This window comes from Achromobacter sp. PD1 (assembly GCF_048541815.1).
In the GTDB taxonomy this organism is placed as follows: Bacteria; Pseudomonadota; Gammaproteobacteria; order Burkholderiales; family Burkholderiaceae_B; genus Achromobacter; species Achromobacter bronchisepticus_A.
The window spans coordinates 2,251,734-2,272,778 of record NZ_CP183349.1; the positions used below are offsets into that span (position 1 = coordinate 2,251,734).

The 21,045-nt window shown below is 67.9% G+C and carries 17 protein-coding genes; 5 read left to right on the forward strand and 12 right to left on the reverse strand.

Going from position 1 to position 21,045, the window contains the following annotated elements:
- Window positions 1–5: 5 nt before the first annotated feature.
- Window positions 6–638: a cytochrome b/b6 domain-containing protein gene (locus ACM1PE_RS10690; RefSeq protein ID WP_419343238.1), complete on the reverse strand. Its 633-nt coding sequence runs from the start codon at window positions 636–638 to the stop codon at window positions 6–8.
- Between the two features lie 150 nt (window positions 639–788).
- On the opposite strand from ACM1PE_RS10690, the gene ACM1PE_RS10695 reads away from it, so the two are divergent.
- Entirely contained in the window at window positions 789–1,517 is a 729-nt protein-coding gene (locus ACM1PE_RS10695) for a response regulator transcription factor (protein ID WP_059379629.1), read from the forward strand.
- A complete protein-coding gene (locus ACM1PE_RS10700; protein WP_419343239.1) occupies window positions 1,514–2,986 on the forward strand; it encodes a sensor histidine kinase in 1,473 nt (490 codons plus the stop codon). The genes ACM1PE_RS10695 and ACM1PE_RS10700 overlap by 4 nt, the downstream gene beginning before the upstream one ends.
- A 7-nt stretch (window positions 2,987–2,993) precedes the next feature.
- On the opposite strand, the gene ACM1PE_RS10705 is transcribed toward ACM1PE_RS10700, so the two are convergent.
- The 6 genes from ACM1PE_RS10705 to ACM1PE_RS10730 form a co-directional block, all read right to left on the reverse strand.
- Window positions 2,994–5,567 carry a PEP/pyruvate-binding domain-containing protein gene (locus ACM1PE_RS10705; protein WP_419343240.1) on the reverse strand — a complete coding sequence of 858 codons (2,574 nt, stop codon included), beginning with the start codon at window positions 5,565–5,567 and terminating at the stop codon, window positions 2,994–2,996.
- Window positions 5,564–6,214, reverse strand: a complete 651-nt coding sequence (locus tag ACM1PE_RS10710) for a TetR/AcrR family transcriptional regulator (protein WP_419343242.1) — start codon at window positions 6,212–6,214, stop codon at window positions 5,564–5,566. The genes ACM1PE_RS10705 and ACM1PE_RS10710 overlap by 4 nt, the downstream gene beginning before the upstream one ends.
- An 84-nt stretch (window positions 6,215–6,298) precedes the next feature.
- On the reverse strand, window positions 6,299–7,456 hold the full coding sequence (locus ACM1PE_RS10715; RefSeq protein ID WP_059379633.1) for an NAD(P)H-dependent flavin oxidoreductase: 1,158 nt from the start codon (window positions 7,454–7,456) through the stop codon (window positions 6,299–6,301).
- Between the two features lie 226 nt (window positions 7,457–7,682).
- Window positions 7,683–9,071 (reverse strand): tripartite tricarboxylate transporter permease, encoded by a 1,389-nt coding sequence (locus ACM1PE_RS10720; RefSeq protein WP_119451124.1) that lies wholly within the window; start codon window positions 9,069–9,071, stop codon window positions 7,683–7,685.
- Window positions 9,068–9,550, reverse strand: a complete 483-nt coding sequence (locus ACM1PE_RS10725; protein ID WP_059379635.1) for a hypothetical protein — start codon at window positions 9,548–9,550, stop codon at window positions 9,068–9,070. Before ACM1PE_RS10725 ends, ACM1PE_RS10720 begins: the two co-directional genes overlap by 4 nt.
- A gap of 122 nt (window positions 9,551–9,672) precedes the next feature.
- Window positions 9,673–10,962, reverse strand: a complete 1,290-nt coding sequence (locus ACM1PE_RS10730; RefSeq protein WP_419343828.1) for a hydroxymethylglutaryl-CoA reductase, degradative — start codon at window positions 10,960–10,962, stop codon at window positions 9,673–9,675.
- A gap of 131 nt (window positions 10,963–11,093) precedes the next feature.
- On the opposite strand from ACM1PE_RS10730, the gene ACM1PE_RS10735 reads away from it, so the two are divergent.
- On the forward strand, window positions 11,094–12,512 hold the full coding sequence (locus tag ACM1PE_RS10735) for a PLP-dependent aminotransferase family protein (RefSeq protein ID WP_059379636.1): 1,419 nt from the start codon (window positions 11,094–11,096) through the stop codon (window positions 12,510–12,512).
- Here the strand turns inward: ACM1PE_RS10735 and ACM1PE_RS10740 are convergent.
- From ACM1PE_RS10740 to ACM1PE_RS10760, 5 genes are all read right to left on the reverse strand, one after another.
- Window positions 12,503–13,315 carry an anaerobic ribonucleoside-triphosphate reductase activating protein gene (locus ACM1PE_RS10740; protein WP_419343244.1) on the reverse strand — a complete coding sequence of 271 codons (813 nt, stop codon included), beginning with the start codon at window positions 13,313–13,315 and terminating at the stop codon, window positions 12,503–12,505. The two genes, ACM1PE_RS10735 and ACM1PE_RS10740, sit on opposite strands and share 10 nt — an antisense overlap.
- Window positions 13,281–13,463, reverse strand: coding sequence for an anaerobic ribonucleoside-triphosphate reductase (nrdD, locus tag ACM1PE_RS10745; protein WP_059379637.1), 183 nt, complete (start codon window positions 13,461–13,463; stop codon window positions 13,281–13,283). The genes ACM1PE_RS10740 and nrdD overlap by 35 nt, the downstream gene beginning before the upstream one ends.
- A gap of 71 nt (window positions 13,464–13,534) precedes the next feature.
- On the reverse strand, window positions 13,535–15,529 hold the full coding sequence (locus tag ACM1PE_RS10750; protein WP_059379788.1) for a ribonucleoside triphosphate reductase: 1,995 nt from the start codon (window positions 15,527–15,529) through the stop codon (window positions 13,535–13,537).
- A gap of 111 nt (window positions 15,530–15,640) precedes the next feature.
- Window positions 15,641–15,991, reverse strand: coding sequence for a DUF3325 domain-containing protein (locus ACM1PE_RS10755; protein WP_042793406.1), 351 nt, complete (start codon window positions 15,989–15,991; stop codon window positions 15,641–15,643).
- Window positions 15,988–17,595 (reverse strand): PepSY-associated TM helix domain-containing protein, encoded by a 1,608-nt coding sequence (locus tag ACM1PE_RS10760; protein WP_419343246.1) that lies wholly within the window; start codon window positions 17,593–17,595, stop codon window positions 15,988–15,990. Before ACM1PE_RS10760 ends, ACM1PE_RS10755 begins: the two co-directional genes overlap by 4 nt.
- A 284-nt stretch (window positions 17,596–17,879) precedes the next feature.
- On the opposite strand from ACM1PE_RS10760, the gene ACM1PE_RS10765 reads away from it, so the two are divergent.
- Window positions 17,880–18,494, forward strand: a complete 615-nt coding sequence (locus ACM1PE_RS10765) for a ferritin-like domain-containing protein (protein WP_059379639.1) — start codon at window positions 17,880–17,882, stop codon at window positions 18,492–18,494.
- Window positions 18,495–18,503: 9 nt separating this feature from the next.
- Entirely contained in the window at window positions 18,504–20,897 is a 2,394-nt protein-coding gene (locus ACM1PE_RS10770) for a catalase (protein ID WP_419343247.1), read from the forward strand.
- Window positions 20,898–21,045: the final 148 nt, after the last annotated feature.

Genomic DNA, 21,045 nt, shown 5'->3' on the forward strand with positions numbered 1-21,045 from the left:
GCTCCTTATTTGCCGCGGATCATGGCGATCAGGCTGCGTGGCACCAGTGCCACCATCACCAGATGGATCGCCACGAAAGCCGTCAGCAAGGCCATGGCAATGAAGTGCACGCGGCGCGCGGTCTCGTATCCGCCCAGCAGCTCGCGCAGCAGTTCGAACTGCACCGACTTCCACAGTACCAGCCCGGACAGCACCAGCACGGCGATGTCGGCCATCACGAACAGGTAGGCCAGCCGCTGCACCTGGTTGTAGCGGCGCGGATCGGCGTGGGCGAGCTTGCCGCGCAGCGCCGCGCCCAGGTCTGCGGCAATGCCGCGGATGCTCAAGGGGAAGAACTTGCGCCAGAGGCGGCCGGTGGCCAGATTCATGGCCAGGTACAGGATGCCGTTGAAGAACAGCAGCCACATGCCGGCGAAGTGCCATTGCAGGGCGCCGCCGAGCCAGCCGCCCAGCGTGATCTCCCGGGGGAAGACGAAGTCGAACAAGGGCGAGGCGTTGTAGATGCGCCAGCCGCTCATTGCCATGACCACCACGGCCAGGGTGTTGAGCCAGTGCATGGCGCGCAGCCAGCCGGGATGGACGGGAGCATTGGCGGGCGGGACGGGCGGCGCGTCGTGGCTTGCGGGGGTGGCCAGCATGGCGGGCTCCGGGGGGTGGCTGGTTGTCGTTGGAGCCATTCTTCCCCGTGGCCGATACCGAAGTCCTCACGCAAACTTAAATTAATTGTGATAACTCGGCGGCGCGGATTGGCGACAATAGGCGCATAACCCTTTTTGAGTTTCCCGCCCATGGACACGCCCCGACGCGTACTCATCGTCGAAGACGACGCCCACATCGCCGAACTGCTGCGCCTGCATCTGCGGGACGAAGGCTACGCGGTCGAGCATGCCGCCGACGGCAACGAAGGCATGCGCAGGCTGGAGGAAGGCGGCTGGGACGCCCTGGTGCTGGACCTGATGCTGCCCGGCATCGACGGCCTGGAAATCTGCAAGCGCGCCCGCGCCATGGCGCGCTACACGCCCATCATCATCACCAGCGCGCGCTCCAGCGAGGTGCACCGCATCCTGGGCCTGGAGCTGGGCGCGGACGACTACCTGGCCAAGCCGTTCTCGATGCTGGAACTGGTGGCGCGGGTGCGGGCGCTCCTGCGCCGCAGCGAAGCCCTGGAGCGCAACGCGCGCATCGACGCCGGCAGCCTGGCCCTGCACGGCGTGGCCATCGACCCGGTGGCGCGCACGGCCGAGGTCGACGGCCGCCGGCTGGACCTGACGCCGCGCGAGTTCGACCTGCTGCATTTTTTCGCGCGCCACCCGGACAAGGTTTTTTCGCGCATGGATCTGCTGAACCAGGTATGGGGCTACCAGCACGAAGGCTATGAACACACGGTCAACACCCACATCAACCGGCTGCGGGTGAAGATCGAGGCGGACCCGTCGGATCCGCAGCGCATTCTGACGGTGTGGGGCAAGGGCTATAAATTCGCCGCGGGGCCGGCCGGCGCGGGAGGCGCATCATGAAGCGGTTCACGCTTACCCAACGGCTGTCCGCCGTGTTCGCGCTGTTGTTGCTTGCCAGCTGCGGCGCCTCGGCCTGGCTGCAGATCGCGGCCAATTCCCGCTATGAGCAGGAGGTGGTCCAACGCCTGTCCAGCGGACTGGCGCAGCACATCGCCGGCGCCAACGAATTGATGGACACCAACGGCTGGAAGCCCGCCGCGGTGCGCTCGCTGTTTGACATGCTGATGGCGGTGAATCCGGCGGTCGAGGTTTACCTGCTGTCCAATGACGGCCGCATCGTGGGCGATGCCGCGCCCGCCGGCCAGATCAAGCGCGACCATGTCGACCTGGGACCGGTCAAGCGCCTGTTGGCCGGCGACATGCTGCCCATCACCGGCGATGACCCGCGCAGCCTGGACGCGCAGAAAGTCTTCAGCGCCGCGCCGGTGCGCGTGGGCGGGCAGGAAAAGGGCTACGTCTACGTGGTCTTGCAGGGCCAGGCGCACGACGCGTTGGCGATGGCCGTGTCGCGCAGCTCGGTGCTGCGCACGACCTTGTGGTCGATCGCGCTGGTCGCGCTGCTGGGCCTGGTGGCGGGCCTGGCGGCGTTTGCCTTGATCACGCGCCCGCTGCGCGGCCTGACGCGCGCGGTGCGCGCCTTCGACGGCGACGACGGGCAGGCCCTGGCCGCGCTGGAGCGTCCGGGCGACGCAGCGGCGCGCAATGGCGACGAGATCGCGGTGTTGCGGCGCAGCTTCGTGCAGATGGGCAAGCGCATATCCGACCAGTGGCGCGAACTGACGCGGCAAGACCAGCAGCGGCGCGACCTGGTCGCCAATATCTCGCACGATCTGCGCACGCCGCTGACCTCGCTGCACGGCTATCTGGAAACCCTGAGGCTGAAGGACCAGACGCTGGACGCGGACGAGCGTCGCCGCTACCTGGACATTGCGCTGGCCCAGAGCCGCAAGGTCGGCCGCCTGGCGCAGGAACTCTTCGAATTGGCGCGGCTGGAGTCCGGGCTGGCGCGGCTGGAGCCCGAGACCTTTTCGCTGCCGGAACTGGTGCAGGACGTGATCCAGAAGTTCGAGCTGGCGGCCGAGGCGCGGCAGCAGCGCCTGACCACCGATATCCCGCGCGAGTTGCCGCCGGTGCGCGCGGACCTGGGGCTGATCGAACGCGTGCTGACCAACCTGCTGGACAACGCCATCCGCCACAGCCCGCCCGGCGGCCTCATCGAACTGCGGCTGGGCAGCGCGCATGACCTGGTGCAGGTGCAAGTCAGCGATACAGGCGAGGGCATACCGCAGGCGCTGCGCGCGGGGCTTTTCACGCGGGCCAGCGCCTTGAATCGCGGCCCTGGCGACGGCGGCGGCCTGGGGCTGGTGATCGTGCAGCGCATCCTGCAGCTGCATCACAGCGAGATCAGGCTGGTGGACCGCGCCGGAGCGGGCGCGGTGTTCCAGTTCGATCTGGCCGCGGCGCGCTAGCAGGCTTCTACGGGCCGGATGGACCCGGGCTGGAAGCGGATGCCAGCCGCCGCACCGTGCCGCGCGACGCGTCCACGTCCAGCATGTCGCCGGTGGCGACGTGCCGCATGATGCCCTGCACATTGACGATTGCCGGTATGCCGAACTCGCGCGCCACGATGGCGCCATGCGACAGGTAGCCGCCTGCCTCCATGACCAGGGCGCCCGCCCGCAGGAACAGCGGCGTCCAGGCCGGGTCGGTGGACGCCGCCACCAGGACGCCGCCTGCGGGCATGGCCAGGCCCTCGGATGGCGTGCGGGCCACGAAGGCGCTTGCCTGCGCGCGGCCTCCGGCTGCGGGCGTGCCGCGCCAGGTACCGGTGGCGTCGGTATTGTCAGACGCGAGGGGCGATAGCGTTGTGGAAGCGCCCTTGGCGCATTCGGCGATGACGTCCTGATCCGGCGTAGCCGCCCAGGATTCCAGCTGCGTCCGGCGCAGGGCGGCGCGGCGGCCTGCCGCGGCGGGCGCGAGCCTGGCTTCGGCCAAGGCGACGAGTTCGGCGGCGGTCAGATGGAAGATGTCGTCCGCGGCGGCCAGGCCGTCGGGACGGACGTAGCGTCGGCCCAGCGCCAGCGCGTTCCTGCGAGCGGCCGCAAGATAGGCTACCAGGACGCTGCGCGCGGCCTCGCGTTGCCTGCCCTCGATGCGTGCCGCGGCCAGCAGCCGGGCGATCAGCGGCCGCTGCCAGAAAGGCAATGCCGCGCGCAGGCGCTGCCGGGCCTGGCTTGCCGCGCTGTCCTGCCGGGCGCGCAGCGCGGCAGCGTCGGCGTCGGTCAGCTGCAGCACGCTGTCTAGCAGATAGGCGGGATCTTCGCGCCAGCGCGGGTTGCGCAGATAGGTTTCATAAACGGCGCGGTGGCCATACTGGCGCAGGAAATCCGCGAAGGCCGGCTTGAAGGGAGCCCCATCCGGCAAGGCGTTCTGCCAGCCGGCGCTGTCGCGCCGGGGATCGCGCAGCCTGTCCATCACCCGTGCGTCGCCAGCGGCCAGCTTGGCCAGCGCCATGAGGGCGTAGCTTTGCGCGGCGGTCACGCTGGGTTCGCCGCCAGCCATCAACGCGGCCGTGAGCGCATGGCCTTCGCCCGGACAGGCCTTTTCCACCAGTTCCAGCAGCTTGTGCAGCGCGCCGCCGCCCGATCCTTGCAGGAAGAACAGTTGGTCCGCCGCCAGCACGGTGAGGAACTGGTCCCACAAGCGGGCGCCCAACGCGGCGTTGGATGCGGGCGCGGGCTCGTCCAGCCAGGCCTGGGCGCGGGCGAACAGGCGCGGCAGGTCCAGTTCCGCCTGCTTGCGCAAGGGCGCTGCGCGGCGCAGGTAGCGCAGGATGCGCGCGCCGTGCCGCAAGCGTTGGCCCAGCGTCAGAGGCGCTACCTCGATCTCGGGCTGGGGGCCGCCCAAGAGGGCGTTCATGGCTTTAGGCTGCACGCCCAGCGCGTCATAACCCACCCACTGGATAAGCGAGGCGTCCAGATAGACCCGGCCCTGGAATAGCGCCGCCAGCCGCAAGCCCGGCAGGGGGGTATAGCCGCTCAATTCAAAGCCCGTGATCAGCATGCGTTGCGCCATGACGCGCCCCGTATCCCATTCCAGCGCCGACATGGCCAGCGGCAGCACTTCGCGGGTGTTGCCGCGCGACCAATAGGCGGGCTGTGCGCGCAGCGCCGGATAGGTGTGGCGCGCCGCGGCGGTGACGGGACGGGCCTGCACGATCCAGAAGCGCCGCCCGTCCCAGACCCATTCGATGTCGTAGCCGCCGCCGGCATAGTCCAGCGCGCGCGCCGCGTCGCGCACGATGTCGCCCAGGGCTACGGCCTGCGCGTCGCTCAGCACGGCCTGGGCCGCGAGCGCGGCGGGCGTGGAAGCAAGCAAGGTGCCGGAGCCTTCCGCGGCCTGGCTGGCGTGGCGTTTGGCGCCGATGCGCCGGTCGGCCAGCGGCCAAGCCTGGCGCAGATAGTCTTCGCGCAGGCGGTATTCGTCGCCTTGCGCCGCGCCGTCGACCAGCGACTCGCCCAAGCCCCAGTTGGCGTGGATGACCATCTCATCGTGCCGCCCCGACACGGGATCGATGGTGAAGGCGATGCCCGAGGCGACCGCGTCGATCAGCGGCATGACGACCACGGCCATGCCGGCAGGGTCCAGCCCCAGCTTCTGCCGGTAGGCGCGCGCCTGCGGCGTCCATTGCGAATCCCAAACCTGCCGGACCGCGTCGCTCGCCGCATCCGCACCGCGCACGTTCAGGCAGGAAAGATGGATCCCCGCGAATGAGGCGCCCGCGGAATCTTCCTGTGGTGCAGACGAGCGCAAGGCCAGCGGCCGCTCGAGCCAGCCGCGCGCGGCCAGTTCATCGCGCAGCGCCTGGGTGACGGCGGGCGGCAGCGCCTGGCCCGGTTCGTGGTCAAGGCTCAGCGCGGCCGGCAGCACGAAGCCGTCGGGCACCGGCACACCCAGTTGCGCCATGCGGCCCAGCTGCCAGCCCTTGCCGCCGACGGCGTGCGGGCCGGCCAGGGCGGCGGCAGCCCAGTCCAGCGCGGCGGCAGTCATGCTCCGGCCTCGGGGTGTATGCCGCGCACGAAGAGACTGATGGCGGCATCGAATTCTGCCTTCAGGCTGCTGCGAGGTTGATCCAACCAGCGCAGCATCGCGCCCAGATACAGGAATTGCAGCTGATGGGCCAGTTGCCCGGCGGCAAGATCGGTACGCGCCTGGCCGGCGGCCTGCGCTTCTTCGATCAGCGCGGTGTACAGCGCCTGCATGCCGCTGCGCGGGTAGCGGCCGTCGTCGTGCGCGCCGGGCTGCAGCGTGGACAGCCGGTAGCGCAGGTACGGCCCCAGATAGGCGCGATGCGATTCGGACCAATGGGCCGACGCATGCAGTAGCCGCGTCAGGCGCTGCGCGAGGGTGGGCAGGGCGCGCAGCGCGGGCTGGAGGTCGCGGACGCTGGCCGCCAGCTCGCCATGGAAGCGGTGCGCGAGCAGGGCTTCCTTGACGGGGAAATGGTTGTACAGCGTGCCCTTGGACACGTCCGCCTGCGCGGCGATCTGTTCCATGGTGACCGCGTCATAGCCCAGGGTCTCGAACAGGCGCCAGGCGGTCTGCGCCAGGTGGTCCAGGGTCTGCAGGCGCTTGCGTTCGCGACGCCCGGCTTCGGGCGCGGCGGATTCGGATGAAGGGAGGGCAGAGGAATCCATGATGCGAAAATAATTGAACGACGAATAATATTGTACGTCGTTCAATTATTTTTGGAAATCCCGCCCAAGACGGTCTTGCGCGACTCAGGCCGCGGCGGGCATCTCGCCGTGCAGCAGATAGTCCATCAATTCACGCACTGAACGTACGGCGTTGCCGAAGGGCAGCTTGGACGCGCCGCGGAAGAATAGGCCGCGGCTGACTTCGCCGCGCATCGCGGCCGCCAGCTTCAGGTCGATGCAGAATTGCCCGAAGCGCGCCAGGCCGTCGCGCAATCCGCATTGCGTCAGGCAGTCCATGCGCTGGCTGCAGCGGCGCGCATCGCAGCGGGTGTTGGCCTGCAGCGTCTTTTCCTGGCGCAGGTAGCGCGTCAGCCAGGGCGTTTCCACGGCGCGGGCGGGCAGGCCCGCGACGCTGGTGAATTCGGCCAGCTTGTCCGGATCGGCGTCGATCAGCACGCGCTTGAAGTTCTCGTGCGCGTCGCCTTCGCTGGTGACGGCAAACGCCGTGCCGACCTGCACGCCGTCCGCGCCGTTGGCCAGCCAATGGCGCACTTGCTCATGGCTGCCCACGCCGCCCGCCACGATCAAGCGGGGGGCATCGGAACCCAGCGCCAGTTCCTGGAACAGCTTATGGCAATCGGCCAGCACATGCTGGAAGTCGAAGCGCTCGCTGTGCACGTCATCCAGCCGGGCCGCGCCCAGATGGCCGCCGGCGTACCCAGGGTGTTCGATCACCACGGCGTCGGCCATGCGGCCCTTTTTCATCCATTTCTTCAGTACCACGGCCACGCCGCGCGCCTCGGACAGGATGGGCACCAGCGCTACCTTGGGGTAGTCGGCCGTCATTTCGGGCAGGTCCAGCGGCAGGCCGGCGCCCATCACGATGGCGTGGGCGCCGCTTTCGCAGGCCTGGCGCACCAGGGCGGGGTGGTCGCGCACCGCCTTCATGACGTTCACCGCCACCAGGCCGCGGCCCTGAGCGGTGTCCAGCGCGGCGCGCACCTCGCGGTCGAGCGCTTCCTGGTTGGCGCTGTCGATGATGTCGCGGTCATGGCAACGCTCGGTTTTCTCCAGCAGATCGGGGTGGTGGTGGCGCAAATCCACACTGGCGATGGTGCCCATGGCGTTCTGGCTGGCGACCGCGCCGGCCAGGCGATGGGCGGATACGCCGACGCCCATGCCGCCCTGGACGATGGGCAGCAATTCGCGTCCGGCGAGGGTGAGTGATTTGAACCACGTCATGATGAGTCTTTCCTCTTTTCAAGTGGACAGAGGCTAGAGCAAGGGGAGTTGGGTCGCCTTGCGCAGAATCAAGCGGGGGGCAATGGGGGGGCGGGGCGTAGGGGTCCTCGGCGCGGGGGCCCTCGGCGCGGGGGCCTCACGCGCTGGCCCACCGCCGGGCCGCCCCAAGGTGGGCCAGCCCCCTCGGGGGGCAGCTAGCCCCGCAGGGGGGCGGCGTGGGGGCCCTTTAACCCAGCAGTTTGACGATAGCCGGCACCGACAGCACGGCGGTGTAATAACCCATGAACTGCACGCCCGTATTGAAGCCGAACAGGCGCGACAGCAAGCCGCCGATCAGGCCCATGGTCAGGATCACCAGCAGGCCCAGGAACTGGCCTTCCCAGATGCTGATGACGATGATCAGGCCGACGAAGGTAGCGATGATGGCTTCATGGCTGACCTTGCGCGACACGAACAGCGCGGCGCGGCGTGCGAAATTCATGGCGAACGGATAGGACACCACCGCGGCCAGCAACACTGCCAGCATGCCGTAACCCAGGAATTCCCAGTGGTTCAGCAGATTGTGCAGATTGTGAGTCTGGCCCGAGGCGGCATCCACCGTGAAGCGCGGCGGCGCGTTGAAGAGCGGCGCGGCAGGGCCGGCGGCGACCGGGCTTAGCGGCAGGCCGAAGGCGATCAGCGGGATCAGCGCCTCGGCGATGTAGGTGGCCTCGGTCACGCCGTTGCGCGCGCTCAGCACTGTCGTCAGGCGGTGGTAGGCATGCTTGATACGCGAGCCGACCAGTTCGCCGAGCACCACGGTCATGGCCACGGGGCTGAACACGAAGGTGGCGCTGGAGATCGCGGCCGTGGCCAAGGTCCAGCGCGTCTGCGTGCGGTCCATGACCTTCAGCGGGTTGGGAAAGTAGCCCGACCAGCCCTTGACGTCGGGCGCCAGCGAGAACGTGCGTACCTTGTCGCGCATCATGCGCGAGCGGCCCTGGGGCGAGATCACCGTGAACAGATCCGCGATCAGTGGGCCGATGGCGATGCCCAGGAAGTAGCTGATGCTCAGCTTGACGCCGTACTTGGCCGTGAGGCTTTGCAGCGCGATGATGACCACCACGAAGGGCACCAGCAGCGCCACGGCGGCCCAGCGTCCGGCCGAGAAATAGGCGATCAGCACTGCGGCGGCCAGGAAAATCCAGGGCGCGGACTTGGTGATGGCGGCGCCGAACGGGGCCAGCAGCACCGCGAACAGCACAGCCAGCGGCACGGCCACGAAAGCCGCGACGATGGCGCCGGACACCATCTTGCGCAGCGCGATGTGCGGCACGCCCAGCTTGCGCAGCATGTTCGCGTCCTGCAGCAGCGGCGTGGCCAGCGTATCGCCGGGAATGCCGAGCAGGGCCGTCGGTACGGCATGCGTCATGTGCTTGGCGACCGCGCCGGCCAGGAAGAAGGTGAATACGCCCGCAGGCGGCACGCCCAGCAGCACCACCAGCAGGGTCAGCGGCGCCAGCGTGGTGGTTTCGTCGGTGCCGGACACCAGGCCGATGGCCGCGAACACCACCGCGCCCAGCAGCCCCATCGCGGCGGCCACCATGATCTGTTCAAGAAGGATGGGATCGCTCATGCCAGCGCCTCCTTGCTAGCGCCTGCCTGCGTAGCCGCAGGTTGCTGCTGCGCGGGTTGGGCGGTGGCTTCGGCGAACAGTTCGTACAGACCCAGTTCCTTCAGTTCGCGCTTGGTGGGCTCAGGCAGGTCCGCCAGGGAGCCCAGGCCGCCCGGTTGCTCGGCCAGTTCAGCCAGGACTTCGGCGCGCCAGGCAGGATCATGCGCGGCGCTGTGTTCGATGACTTCGCGCTTGGGCGGAAACAGCCGGGCGCAGATCACGCCCGCCAGCACGCAGCCGGCCAGGCCGGCCAACATGGCGTAGGCGTGCGCAAGTTCGGGCGACGCCACGATGCCGCGCAGCCAGCGGCTGGCGGCATAGAAGCCCGCCACGCTGATGACGATGCCGAGGCCGATGGCCCAGGCGAGCTGGCGCAGGTCCACCGTGTCGCTCCAGACTTCCGCCAGGCGCCAGGAGGGCGCCGGGGTGCTTGGTTTCATGTCTCTCTCCTGTGTGGTCGGGCGGCGTCCGGGGAGTCCGTGCACCGCCTCTGTCGTTGTCCAGGGGCCCGCGTGAGGCTCCTGTCGTTGCATGCAGGGCCGCGCGGCCTTGCGGGGCAAGCTCATCGCGGGTTGCGCAGTTCCTCCAGCAAGACCAGTGCGCGGTCGGTGCGGACGTCCTTTTCCGCCGCCATGCGCTTGGCGACCGTGTCGATCTCCGCGCCCGTTGCGCCGGCCACCAACGCGATATTGCGGGCATGCAAGGCCATGTGGCCGCGCTGTATGCCTTCGGTGGCCAGCGCGCGCAACGCGCCCAGGTTCTGCGCCAGGCCCACGGCCACGGCGATTTCGCCCAGTTCCTGGGCGGAGCGCAGGTCCATGATCTTCAGCGCTACCTGCGCCAGCGGATGCGTCTTGGTCGCCCCGCCCACCAGACCCACCGGCATCGGCATTTCTATCGTGCCCACCAGTGCGCCCGAATTGTCTTTCTCCCATTGCGTGAGCGAGGTGTAGCGCCCCGAGCGGCTGGCATAGGCATGGGCGCCGGCCTCGACCGCGCGCCAATCGTTGCCGGTGGCGACGATGAGGGGGTCGATGCCGTTCATGATGCCCTTGTTGTGGGTGGCGGCGCGGTAGGGGTCGACGGCGGCGAAGGTGTAGGCGTCCAGCACGCCTTCGATGATGTCGGCGCCGCTGCGCTCCTTGGTGTCCAGTACTTGCGGCGTGAGGCGTACGCGGGCGCGGGCCAGGCGCAGGTCGGCCAGGTTGGACAGGATGCGCAGTCGCACCGAGCCGGCGGTGATCTGTTCGATCAGCGGTGCCACGGCCTCGGCCATGGTGTTGACCGTATTGGCGCCCATGGCGTCGCGCACGTCCACGATCAGGTGCATCACGATCATGGGGCCGCGCGGCGTGTCGGGGAACACATGGACCTCGATGTCCTGGCAGCCGCCGCCCAATTCGATCAGCATCTTGTCGCGGCTGTTGGCCAGCGCGACGATGCGCTCGCGTTCGCGCAGCAACGCCAGGCGCGCCCCTTGCGGGTCGCCCAGTCCCAGCACCTGCACCTGCGCGCGCATCAGCGGGCGGGTGCTGGAGGTTTCGAAGCCGCCGCATTCGCGCGCCAGCTTGGCCATATAGGATGCGGCCGCCACCACCGAGGGCTCTTCGACCGCCATGGGCACCAGCACATCGCGGCCATTGATCTGGAAGTTGCCGGCTACGCCCAGCGGCAGCTCGAACGAACCGATGACGTTCTCGATCATGCCGTCGGCACGGTCCAGGCCGAGCGCGCCCGGTCGGGCGAGCAGCGCGCGCTCCTCGGGCGTCAGCGCGGCAGCGTCGGCAATGGCTGCCAAGCGTTGTGCAGGGGTCAGGGCGCGGAAGTTGGGCAGGCGTGAATCGGCCACGATGAGGTGTCTCCGTATAAGAATCGAGTGGCCTGATTCTAGGTAAACTGTACCGCTATTGAGAGGTACAGTTTGGGCAAACAGTACCATTGCACTGCACCAATTTCGATAGTTCATTCAACAGGAAAACGCACTTGGAAGCAGCACAAACCAGCGGCAGGCCGCAGCGCGCCGCGCCCATCGCCGAAAGCCTGGCCAAGTTGATCGGCCAGCAGATCGCCGACGGCGTCTATCGGCCGGGCGACAAGCTGCCGTCCCTGCGCGAACTGGCGCAGTTGCATCGCTATGCGAAGAACACGGTGGTGGTGGCGTTTGAAATGCTGGTGGCGCAAGGGCTGGTGGAGCCGCGGCGAGGCTCGGGCTTTTTTGTGCTGGAGACGGATTTCGCGAGCAAGGCCGCAGAAGAAGAGCCTGGACAGTTGAGCCGCGCCATGGACATCGTGTGGCTGATGCGCGAACAGCTCAAGACCCAGCCCGACGCCGTGGCCGTCGGGGACGGCTTTCCGCCCGTGGAATGGCTGGCGGACATGCGCATGGACCGCTATCACCAGAAGGTGGTGCGCACCGGGCTGGGCGCCTTGTTCCGTTACGGCAGCCGCTTCGGTTATGCGCCGCTGCGCGAGAGCCTGGTGCGCAAACTGGGTGACGTGGGCATCAACGCGGCGCCGCCGCAGCTGGTGCTGACACACGGGGCGAACGAAGCCATGGATCTGGTGATCCGCTATTTCGTGCCGTCGGGCGCCGCCGTGCTGGTGGACAACCCCGGCTACTACCCGCTGTTCGGCAAGCTGAAGCTGGCCGGCGCGCGCATGCTGGGCGTGCCGCGCCTGGCGGACGGTCCCGACGTGGCTGCGCTGGAAACGCTGCTGCAACGCGAAAAGCCGCGCCTGTTCTTCACCCAGTCGCTGGCCCACAATCCCACTGGCTCGGACATATCGCTCGCCAAGGCCTACAAGGTCCTGCAGCTATCGGAACGCTACAACCTGACGGTGGTGGAGAACGATCCGTTGGCCGATTTCAAGCCCACCTCGGCCGTGCGCCTGTCGGCGCTGGATCAACTGGAACGCACGATCTATATAGGCAGTTTTTCAAAGTCCTTTTCGGCTGCGCTGCGGGTCGGCTTCATCGCTTGCAACGCGGCCCTGGCCAGCGACCTGGCCGACCTGAAGGCGCTGGTGCATGTCAGCAGTTCCGAATACTGCGAGCGCATGGTGGACGTGATGCTGCGCGAAGGGCACTACGAGCGGCATCTGGTCAGGCTGCGCCAGCGGCTGGAGGCGGCCACCGGCCATGCCTTGCAGGTGCTGGATGCGCTGGGCGCCGAGGTATACGCCCGGCCGACCAGTTCGCTATACCTGTGGTCGACCTTTCCGGGCGTGGACGATTCCCTCAAGCTGGCGGCGGACTTGATACCCGAGAAGGTCACCATGGCGCCGGGGCGCGTGTTCAGCGTGGATCCGACAGCGGTGTCGCCGTGGTCCCGCTGCAATGTGGGCGCGGTGGGATCGCCTCGTTTTCTAGCCACCATGCGGCAGCACCTGGCTCAGCGATAGGCGAACTCCTCGAACCATTGCATCAGCAGCGCCAGGGCCGGGGCGCTTAGCGCGCGCACCGGGGGCGCGTCGGGCGAGCGGCGCACGCCCTGCACCGCGAAGCGGCGCACGCCGCGGCGCGCCAGCTCGCGGGCCAGGGTCAGCAGCCGCGTCTCGTCCAGCCAATCCGGATGCCAGGTGATGCGGCACTCGAAATCGATGCCGGCAGCCAGCAGTTGCGTCAGGCAGGCCAGCGCGGGGCGCTGCGAATCGCGGCGGCCGGTGATGTCGTCATAGCCCTGGGCGTCGGCCTTGATGTCCAGGCCGACCCAATCCAGATGGCGCAGCACGTCGGCCAGGCGCAGGGGATAGATGCCGGCGGTATGCAGGCCGACGCGGTAGCCCATGCGCCGGACGTCGCGGATCATCTGCGGCAGGCGCGGTTCGCTCAAGGGCTCGCCGCCGGAGAACACGATGGCGTCCAGCAGGCCTTTGCGCGTTTCCAGGAAGGCGCGGATCTCGCGCCAGTCGTAGCGGGCGGCGCGGGTCTGGAGTTCGACGTTGTGGCAGTAGTGGCAGCGCCAGGGGCAGCCCGCGATGAATACGACCGCCGCCAGTTGTCCGGGCCAGTCCACGGTGGAAAACGGCACCAGCCCGCCGACGGCGTGTGAATGCCGCGGCAAGGGCTGGGCCACCGGTTGCGGCGCAGCCGGGTAGGCCGGGCGCGCCGTCAGCCGCCGCGTGCCCGGGCCGCAGCCCGGGGTCGACGCGGCGGCTCGCGTGGCGCCCTCAGGCGCGGCGTTCGACGAAGAAGCGGCGTTCATTGAATTCGCCCTGTTTGCCGGTGTTGAAGGAAGTGACAGGGCGGTGGTAGCCCATGACGCGGGTCCAGATCTCGCAGCGCACGCGCTGGCTGTCGTCCAATTGCGCGGCGGGAGCGGTGGCGACTTCGGGAGCGATCAAGGTTTGCATGGCGGTTCCTTATGGAGTGGATGCCGGGCGGGCTGCCCGGCGGTCCGGCCTGGGGGCTGGCCTTTACAGCCCTAGGCCGGGGTGCAGCATGCCGCTTGCTTGGCCAGCAGTTCGGCATCGCATTTCGGGCAGAACTCGTGGTGCCCCGCCAGATAGCCATGGTTGGGGCAGATGGAGAAGGTCGGCGTGACCGTGATGTAGGGCAGCCGGAAATTCGACAGCGCGCGGCGCACCAGCTGCTTGCATGCGGCGGAAGAAGAAACGGCTTCGTTCATGTACAGATGCAGCACGGTGCCGCCGGTGTACTTGCCCTGTAGCGTTTCCTGCAGCTCCAGCGCATGGAAAGGATCGTCGGTGTGGCCCACCGGCAGCTGGCTGGAGTTGGTGTAGTAGGGCTGCGTCTCGCTGCCCGCTTGCAGGATGGCGGGATAGCGCTTCCTGTCTTCGCGCGCGAAGCGGTAGGTGGTGCCTTCGGCGGGCGTGGCTTCCAGGTTGTACAGGTGGCCGGTCTGTTCCTGGAACTCGGTCATGCGGTCGCGCACGCGGTCCAGGAGGCGCACGGCCAGGGCGTGGCCCGCGGCGGTGGTGATGTCCTCGGCGTCGGCCGTGAAGTTGCGGACCATCTCGTTGATGCCGTTCACGCCCAGCGTGCTGAAGTGATTACGCAGGGTGCCCAGATAGCGGCGGGTATAGGGGTAGAGGCCCTGATCGATGTAGCGCTGCACCACCTTGCGCTTGGTTTCCAGCACGTCGCGGCCCAGTTCCAGCAGGTGGTCCAGTTGCTGCATCAGCCGCGCTTCGTCGCCGCGGCAGGTGTAGCCCAGGCGCGCGCAGTTGACCGTCACCACGCCGACCGACCCCGTCTGCTCGGCCGAGCCGAACAGGCCGTTGCCACGCTTGAGCAGTTCGCGCAGGTCCAGCTGCAGGCGGCAGCACATGGAGCGCACCATGTGCGGCTCCAGGTCCGAATTCAGGAAGTTCTGGAAATAGGGCAGGCCGTAGCGCGCCGTCATTTCAAACAGGCGCTCGGTGTTGGGGTGGTCCCAGTCGAAGTCGGGGGTGATGTTGTAGGTGGGGATGGGGAAGGTGAACACGCGGCCCTTGGCGTCGCCAGCCATCATGACTTCGATGTAGGCGCGGTTGATCATGTCCATCTCGGTCTGCAGGTCGCCGTAGGAAAAAGGCATTTCCTCGCCGCCGATGTACGGGATCTGGTCCTTCAGGTCCGGCGGGCAGGTCCAGTCGAACGTGAGGTTGGTGAAGGGCGTCTGCGTGCCCCAGCGGCTGGGCACGTTCAGGTTGTAGATGAGTTCCTGCATGGACTGCTTCACGTCGGCGTACGTCATGGCGTCGCGGCGGATGAAGGGCGCCATGTAGGTATCGAAGGAGCTGAACGCCTGCGCGCCGGCCCACTCATTCTGCAGCGTGCCCAGGAAGTTGACGATCTGGCCGATGGCCGCGGACATGTGGCGCGGCGGCGTGGCTTCGACCTTGCCGGGGATGCCGTTGAAGCCTTCGGTCAGCAGCTGGCGCAGCGACCAGCCGGCGCAATAGCCGCTCAGCATGTCCAGGTCGTGGATGTGGATGTCGCCTTCGCGGTGGGCGCGGCCCGCCTCGGGCGCGAACACGTTGGACAGCCAGTAATTGGCGGTGACTTTGCCCGCCACGTTCAGGATCAGGCCGCCCAGGCTGTAGCCCTGGTTGGCGTTGGCGTTGACGCGCCAGTCGCGCTGGTCCAGGTATTCCTCCATCGCGCTTTCCACGTCCACCAGCGTGTGGCGCAGCGCGCGCAGCCGGGCGTGCTGTTCGCGGTGCACGATGTAGGCCCGCGCGGTGCGCCAATGGCCTGCCTGGACCAGGGCTTCCTCGACGCGGTTCTGGATGGTCTCGACGCCAGGGCAGGGGTTGCCTTCCAGCGCGGCGATGACGGTGTCGGTCAGGACTTGCGCGCCCGCCAGATCCAGTTCTCCCGTGCTGCTGCCGGCGGCCGCCATGGCTTGGGCGATCTTGTCGCGGTCGAACGCCGCGACCCGGCCGTCGCGCTTGAGGATGTGCTGGATATGCATGACTGACACCATATGTAGTAGGGTGTGGAAACTCTACCACCACATATGGTGCAGGAATTGCCCCGCACCGCCGGGATATCAGGCTTGCTTGATGCGCGTCAAACCTGCGCTTCAGAAGCCGATGCCGACCCCGGCCAGGGATATTGCCACGGCCAGCGCCGCGGTACGGGCCGCCGGACGCGGCGCCCATGACAGCATGCCGACCCAGAGCAGCGCGCCCGCCGACAGCCAGCCCAGCCATGCCACCACGCCCACGGTATTGCCCCACAGGCCCACGCAGGGCAGCAGGGCCAACGCCAGCAGCAGCACGCCGGCGCCGCGCAGCACGCGGGTATGGCCGGCGGAGGGATCGCGTCCCCAGACCTGGTCGTAGTGGCGCGGCATGGCCAGGCTCAGGCAGGCCATGCCCGAATAGGTCAGCAGCAGCGCCATGGAAATTGCGTACAGGTCGTTGGTGTTCATGCGGCCGCCTCTGCGTCACTGCGGGGATTGCGCCGGACGGGCGCGGATGCGGGCCGTCGCCACAACAGCAGGGCCGCCCAGCCCGATAGTACGCCGAATGCGACGGACGTCAGTTCGACGCCGGCGCTCTCCCAATCGCCGCGCGCGATCTGCGCTGCCGGATGGTCGCCCAATGCGATGAACGACAGCGCCGGCAGCAGCAGGCACAGCGCCGACAGCAGCACCAATTGCGAGATCCAGGCGCGGCGCGGGCTGCACAGCCAGGCATGCGCCAGGGTCAGCGCCCACGCCAGGAAGAAGCAGCGCAGTTCCCAAAGCGCGCGGTTCTCCAGCGCCACGGGCAGCAGGCGGTTGGCCCAGAGGTAGCTGATGCAGGCGATCGCCAATCCGGCCAGCGCGGCCACGTTCAATCCTTCTATCAGCCGGTACATGCGCGCCGTGGCGCTGCCGAACTCGCCGCCATGCTTGGCGCGGCGCTTGACCATGAACAGCAAGGCGCCCGTGCCCATCATGGCCGCGCCCGCCAGTCCGCAGATGAAGTACAGCCAGCTGACGCCCAGCCCGCCGAACTTGGACATGTGCAGGTCGCTCATCACCTGGAACGTCAGCGCCGGCGCGCCGCCGTGCACGCCGCCTGCGGGCCGCAGGCGCAGCAGCTCGCCGCTGGCGGAGAACTCCGCCATGCCCGTGGTGGCGCTCAGATTGCGGAAGGTGTCGGCGTCTTCGTTCCAGCCATAGACGCCGATGCGCATGGAGCTGTCTTCGGGATTGTTGATGACGATGGCGCGCGCGGTCTGCCCGATCAGTCGTTCGCCGCGGGCCACGATGGGCTCGAGCGCCGGCATGGCCAGCGCCACGCCGCTGCGGGCGGGCCGTTCTTCGCCCGTCAGCTCGGCCAGGTACAGGCGGCTGGCCTGCGGGCCGGCGCCATAGGTCGCCGTGACCGGGGCCGGCATGAGCTGGGCGCTGGAAATCACGATTCCCGTGTAGGCAATCATGAACTGGAAGGGCAGGGTCAGCACCGCCACCGCGTTGTGCGCGTCCAGCCAGGACCGTTGGCCCTTCTTGGCGCGGAAGGTGAAGAAGTCCTGGAAGATGCGCTTGTGCGTGACCACGCCGGAAATCAGCGCGACCAGCATGGCCATGCTGGCGAAGGCGACGATCCACAGCCCCAGGCCGGCGTCGTGCAGCGTGTAGTGGAAGTCCACGAAATGCGCGCCGCCCATCGTCGCGCGGCCTTCGGCATCGTGGTGGTCATCCAGTTCGGCGCCTGTCTCGGGGTCGAGCTCGGCATCCGCATATAGGCCGTTCTGGTCGAACCAATAGGCCGTCAGGCCGTTTTCGTGAAAGCGGTCCACCGGCCAGATTTCCCACATGCCGGCGCCGGCATGGTTGCGCGCCATGTAGTCCACCGCCAGTTCCAGCCGGCGGGCGCGGTCCACCGGCACGCTTTCCTTTTGCGCGGCCAGGGCTTCCGCCTCGCGGTGCTCGGGCGTCATCCAGTGGGTAATGGGCTCGGAGAAGACGGCCAGCGATCCCGTCAGGAAGACGGCGAACAGCAGCCAGGAAAACCACAGGCCGACCCAGGTATGGAGCCAGGCCATGGATGGGCGGAAACCGGATTTCAGGACGAGCCTCTTTCTTGTTGGCGCCGCCGCGAGCCTGGCGGTCTGATTTTATTGAGAATGGTTCCAATTCTAGTCTAAATGGGGACGAGGTTGTCCTTGCCCACAGTCTTGTATTTTTTGCCGCGGACGCGGCATCCGCTCCGGGCTGCCGCAGGGCAAGTGCCACCGCGCGGGCCGGGCATGGGGATTGCTGGGTAGGCGCTCCATCCGCATATCCGCCGCGGGCATGCGCGGATGCCCATCCAGAAGAGGAGCACACAATGAAACGCAAAGCCGGAAATGCCTCGCAAATCGAGGAACTGCTGTACCAGGCCCTGGAAACCGAAATTGGTGGCCTGGCCGTGTACGAAACCGCCGTGTCCTGCGCGGTGAACGAAGATCTGAAAAAGGAATGGCTCGGCTATCTGGAAGAAACCCGCACCCATCGCCGGGTGCTGTTGACCGTATTCGAGCAGCTGGGCCTGGACCCGCAGGCGCAGCCGCCGGGCCGCCAGGTCGTGCGCCACATCGGCGAGGCGCTGGTCAAGGCCATGAAGATGGCGATCAGCGCCGGCGATCCGGACGCCGCCCAATTGGTCGCCACCGAATGCGTGGTGCTGGCCGAAACCAAGGATCACGCGAACTGGTCCCTGATCGGCGTGATTGCCGAACAGCACAGCGGCGACGAGGCCAAGGTGTTGAAGCAGGCTCACGACGCCGTGGCCACGGACGAGGACCATCATCTCTATCACACGCAGGGCTGGTCGCGCGAGCTGTGGATCGAATCACTCGGATTCCCCGCCGTGCTGCCGCCTCCCGAAGAGGTCAAGCAGGTCGAGACCGCCATCGGCGCCTCGCGGGCCGAGCAGGCGCGCGGCAAGATGCTGAGCCACTAGGAGATTGCGATGCCAGCCAAGAAAGCAGCAGGCAAGGGCGGCGCGGGCGCGGCCGTGGACACTGCCTATCTGAACACGGACAGCGGCCCGGCGTCCGGACCCGCGGGCAAGCCCAGCCACCCGGCGCTCAAGCGCGCCGCGGCCGTGGGCGAAACGGCCGCCGCGATTCCCCACAATGCCGGCAAGGCGGCGGAGTACGGCGAAGAAGGGGCGCGCTGCCCCTATGCCGGCGCGCACGTCGCGGCAGCGGATCCGTCCGCGACGGCCAGTTCGCTGTCCGAAGCCGAGACCTCGGCCAAGACCGGGGGCGCGGCCGCGGCCGGCGTCAATGCGGCCGACGGACGGCTGGAGCGCGTGCGCGCCGATGCTGGCGGGCAGATGCTGACCACCAACCAGGGCGTGCGCGTCAGCGATAACCAGCACTCGCTCAAGGCGGGCCTGCGCGGGCCGGCTTTGCTCAAGGACTTCATCCTGCGCGAGAAGATCACGCATTTCGACCACGAGCGGATTCCCGAACGCATCGTGCATGCGCGCGGTTCGGCGGCGCACGGCTATTTCGAATGCTACAAGCCGCTGACCGGCCTGACCGCCGCGTCTCTGTTCGCCGAAGCCGGCAAGCGCACGCCGGTGTTCGTGCGCTTTTCGACGGTGGCGGGCGAACGCGGCTCCAAGGACACGGCGCGGGACGTCCGCGGTTTCGCCGTGAAGTTCTATACCGACGAAGGCAACTGGGATCTGGTCGGGAACAACATGCCGGTCTTCTTCATCCAGGACGCGATGAAATTCCCGGACCTGGTGCACGCCGTCAAGCCCGAGCCGCATCATGGCATGCCCCAGGCCGCGTCCGCGCACGATACCTTCTGGGACTTCGTGTCGCTGATGCCGGAATCCACTCACATGCTGATGTGGCTGATGTCGGACCGCGCCATCCCGCGCAGCTACCGGATGATGCAGGGCTTTGGCGTGCATACGTTCCGCTTCGTCAACGCGGCGGGCGAGTCGCGGCTGGTGAAGTTCCATTGGAATCCCATTCTCGGCACGCATTCGCAGGTGTGGAATGAAGCCGTCAAGGTGTCTGGCGCGGATCCCGACTTCCACCGCCGCGATCTTTGGGAGGCGATCGACGCCGGCAATGGCCCGCAGTGGGAGCTGGGCGTGCAGGTGTTCACCGATGAGCAGGCCGAAGGCTTCAGCTTCGACGTGCTGGACGCGACCAAGATCGTGCCCGAGGAGCTGGTGCCCGTGGTGCCGGTGGGGCGGATGGTGCTGGACCGCAACCCCGACAACTTCTTCGCCGAGACCGAGCAGGTCGCCTTTTGCGCCGCCCACATCGTGCCGGGCCTGGACTTCACCAATGACCCGCTATTGGCAGGGCGCATCCACTCCTACGTGGACACGCAGATTTCGCGGCTGGGCGGTCCCAACTTCCATGAAATCCCGATCAATGCGCCGCTTGCGCCCGTGCACAACAACCAGCGCGACGGCATGCATCGCCAGGCCATCCACCGCGGCCGCGTGGCCTACGAGCCCAACTCGCTTGCAGGCGGCTGTCCCTTCCAGGCCGGCATGGAAGGCTTCGTGTCGTTTCCGGAGCCGGAGACGGGCGACGAGCTGCGAGGGCATCCTGAAAAATTCGCCGAGCATTACAACCAGGCGACGCTGTTCTATGAAAGCCAGGCGGACTGGGAAAAGCGCCACATCGTCGACGCCTATGCCTTCGAGTTGAGCAAGGTCACGGTGCCGGCGGTGCGCCAGCGCATGGTCGCGTCGCTGCGCAATGTGTCCGAAGAACTGGCGCGGGGCGTAGCCGACCAACTGGGCATGGGCTTGCCTGCGCCCTTGCCGCGGGCGATCGAGCTTCCGCCCAAGCCGGAGGTCGAGGTGTCGCCGGCATTGTCGTTGGCCGCGCGCCCTGGCGACGGCGGCATCGCCACGCGCAAGGTCGCAATCCTGGTGGCGGAGGGCGCGGATGGCAAGAGCGTGTCAGCCGTGGCCCAGGGCCTGATCGCGGCGGGCGCCATTGTGCGGCTGGTCGGGCAGCGCATCGGACCCGTTCCGGCGGCCGGGGGCGGCACGCTGGATGCCGACGCCTCCCTGGACAACCATCCTTCGGCGCTGTTCGATGGCGTGGTGGCGGCGGGCGGCGAGGCCGCCGTGGCCCGCCTGGAATCGGACGGACGCGCGCTGGAGTTCCTGCGCGACGCCTACCGCCATGGCAAGACCTTGATGGGCATGGGCGAGGGCGTGCAGTTGCTTGCCGCGGCGGGCCTGTCCGCCGATCCGGCGGATGGCGGACTGCTGACGATGGACGCGACGGCCCCCGCCAAGAGCGTGTCGTTCTTCATCGAAGCCCTGGGCCGGCATCGCCACCCGCAACGGGAGACTTCGCCGCCCAGGGTTTGACGTGGCCTCGGTGGCCGGGTGCGCATGCATCTTGACAAGGCATCGGCGCCTGCCAATACTCATCCAGCAAGTCGGGGCGAGCGCGTCGGCGCTTGCCGTCCTTTTCCTTTCGAGATCAGGGGGCTGTATGCGTCGCGCATCCGTTTTG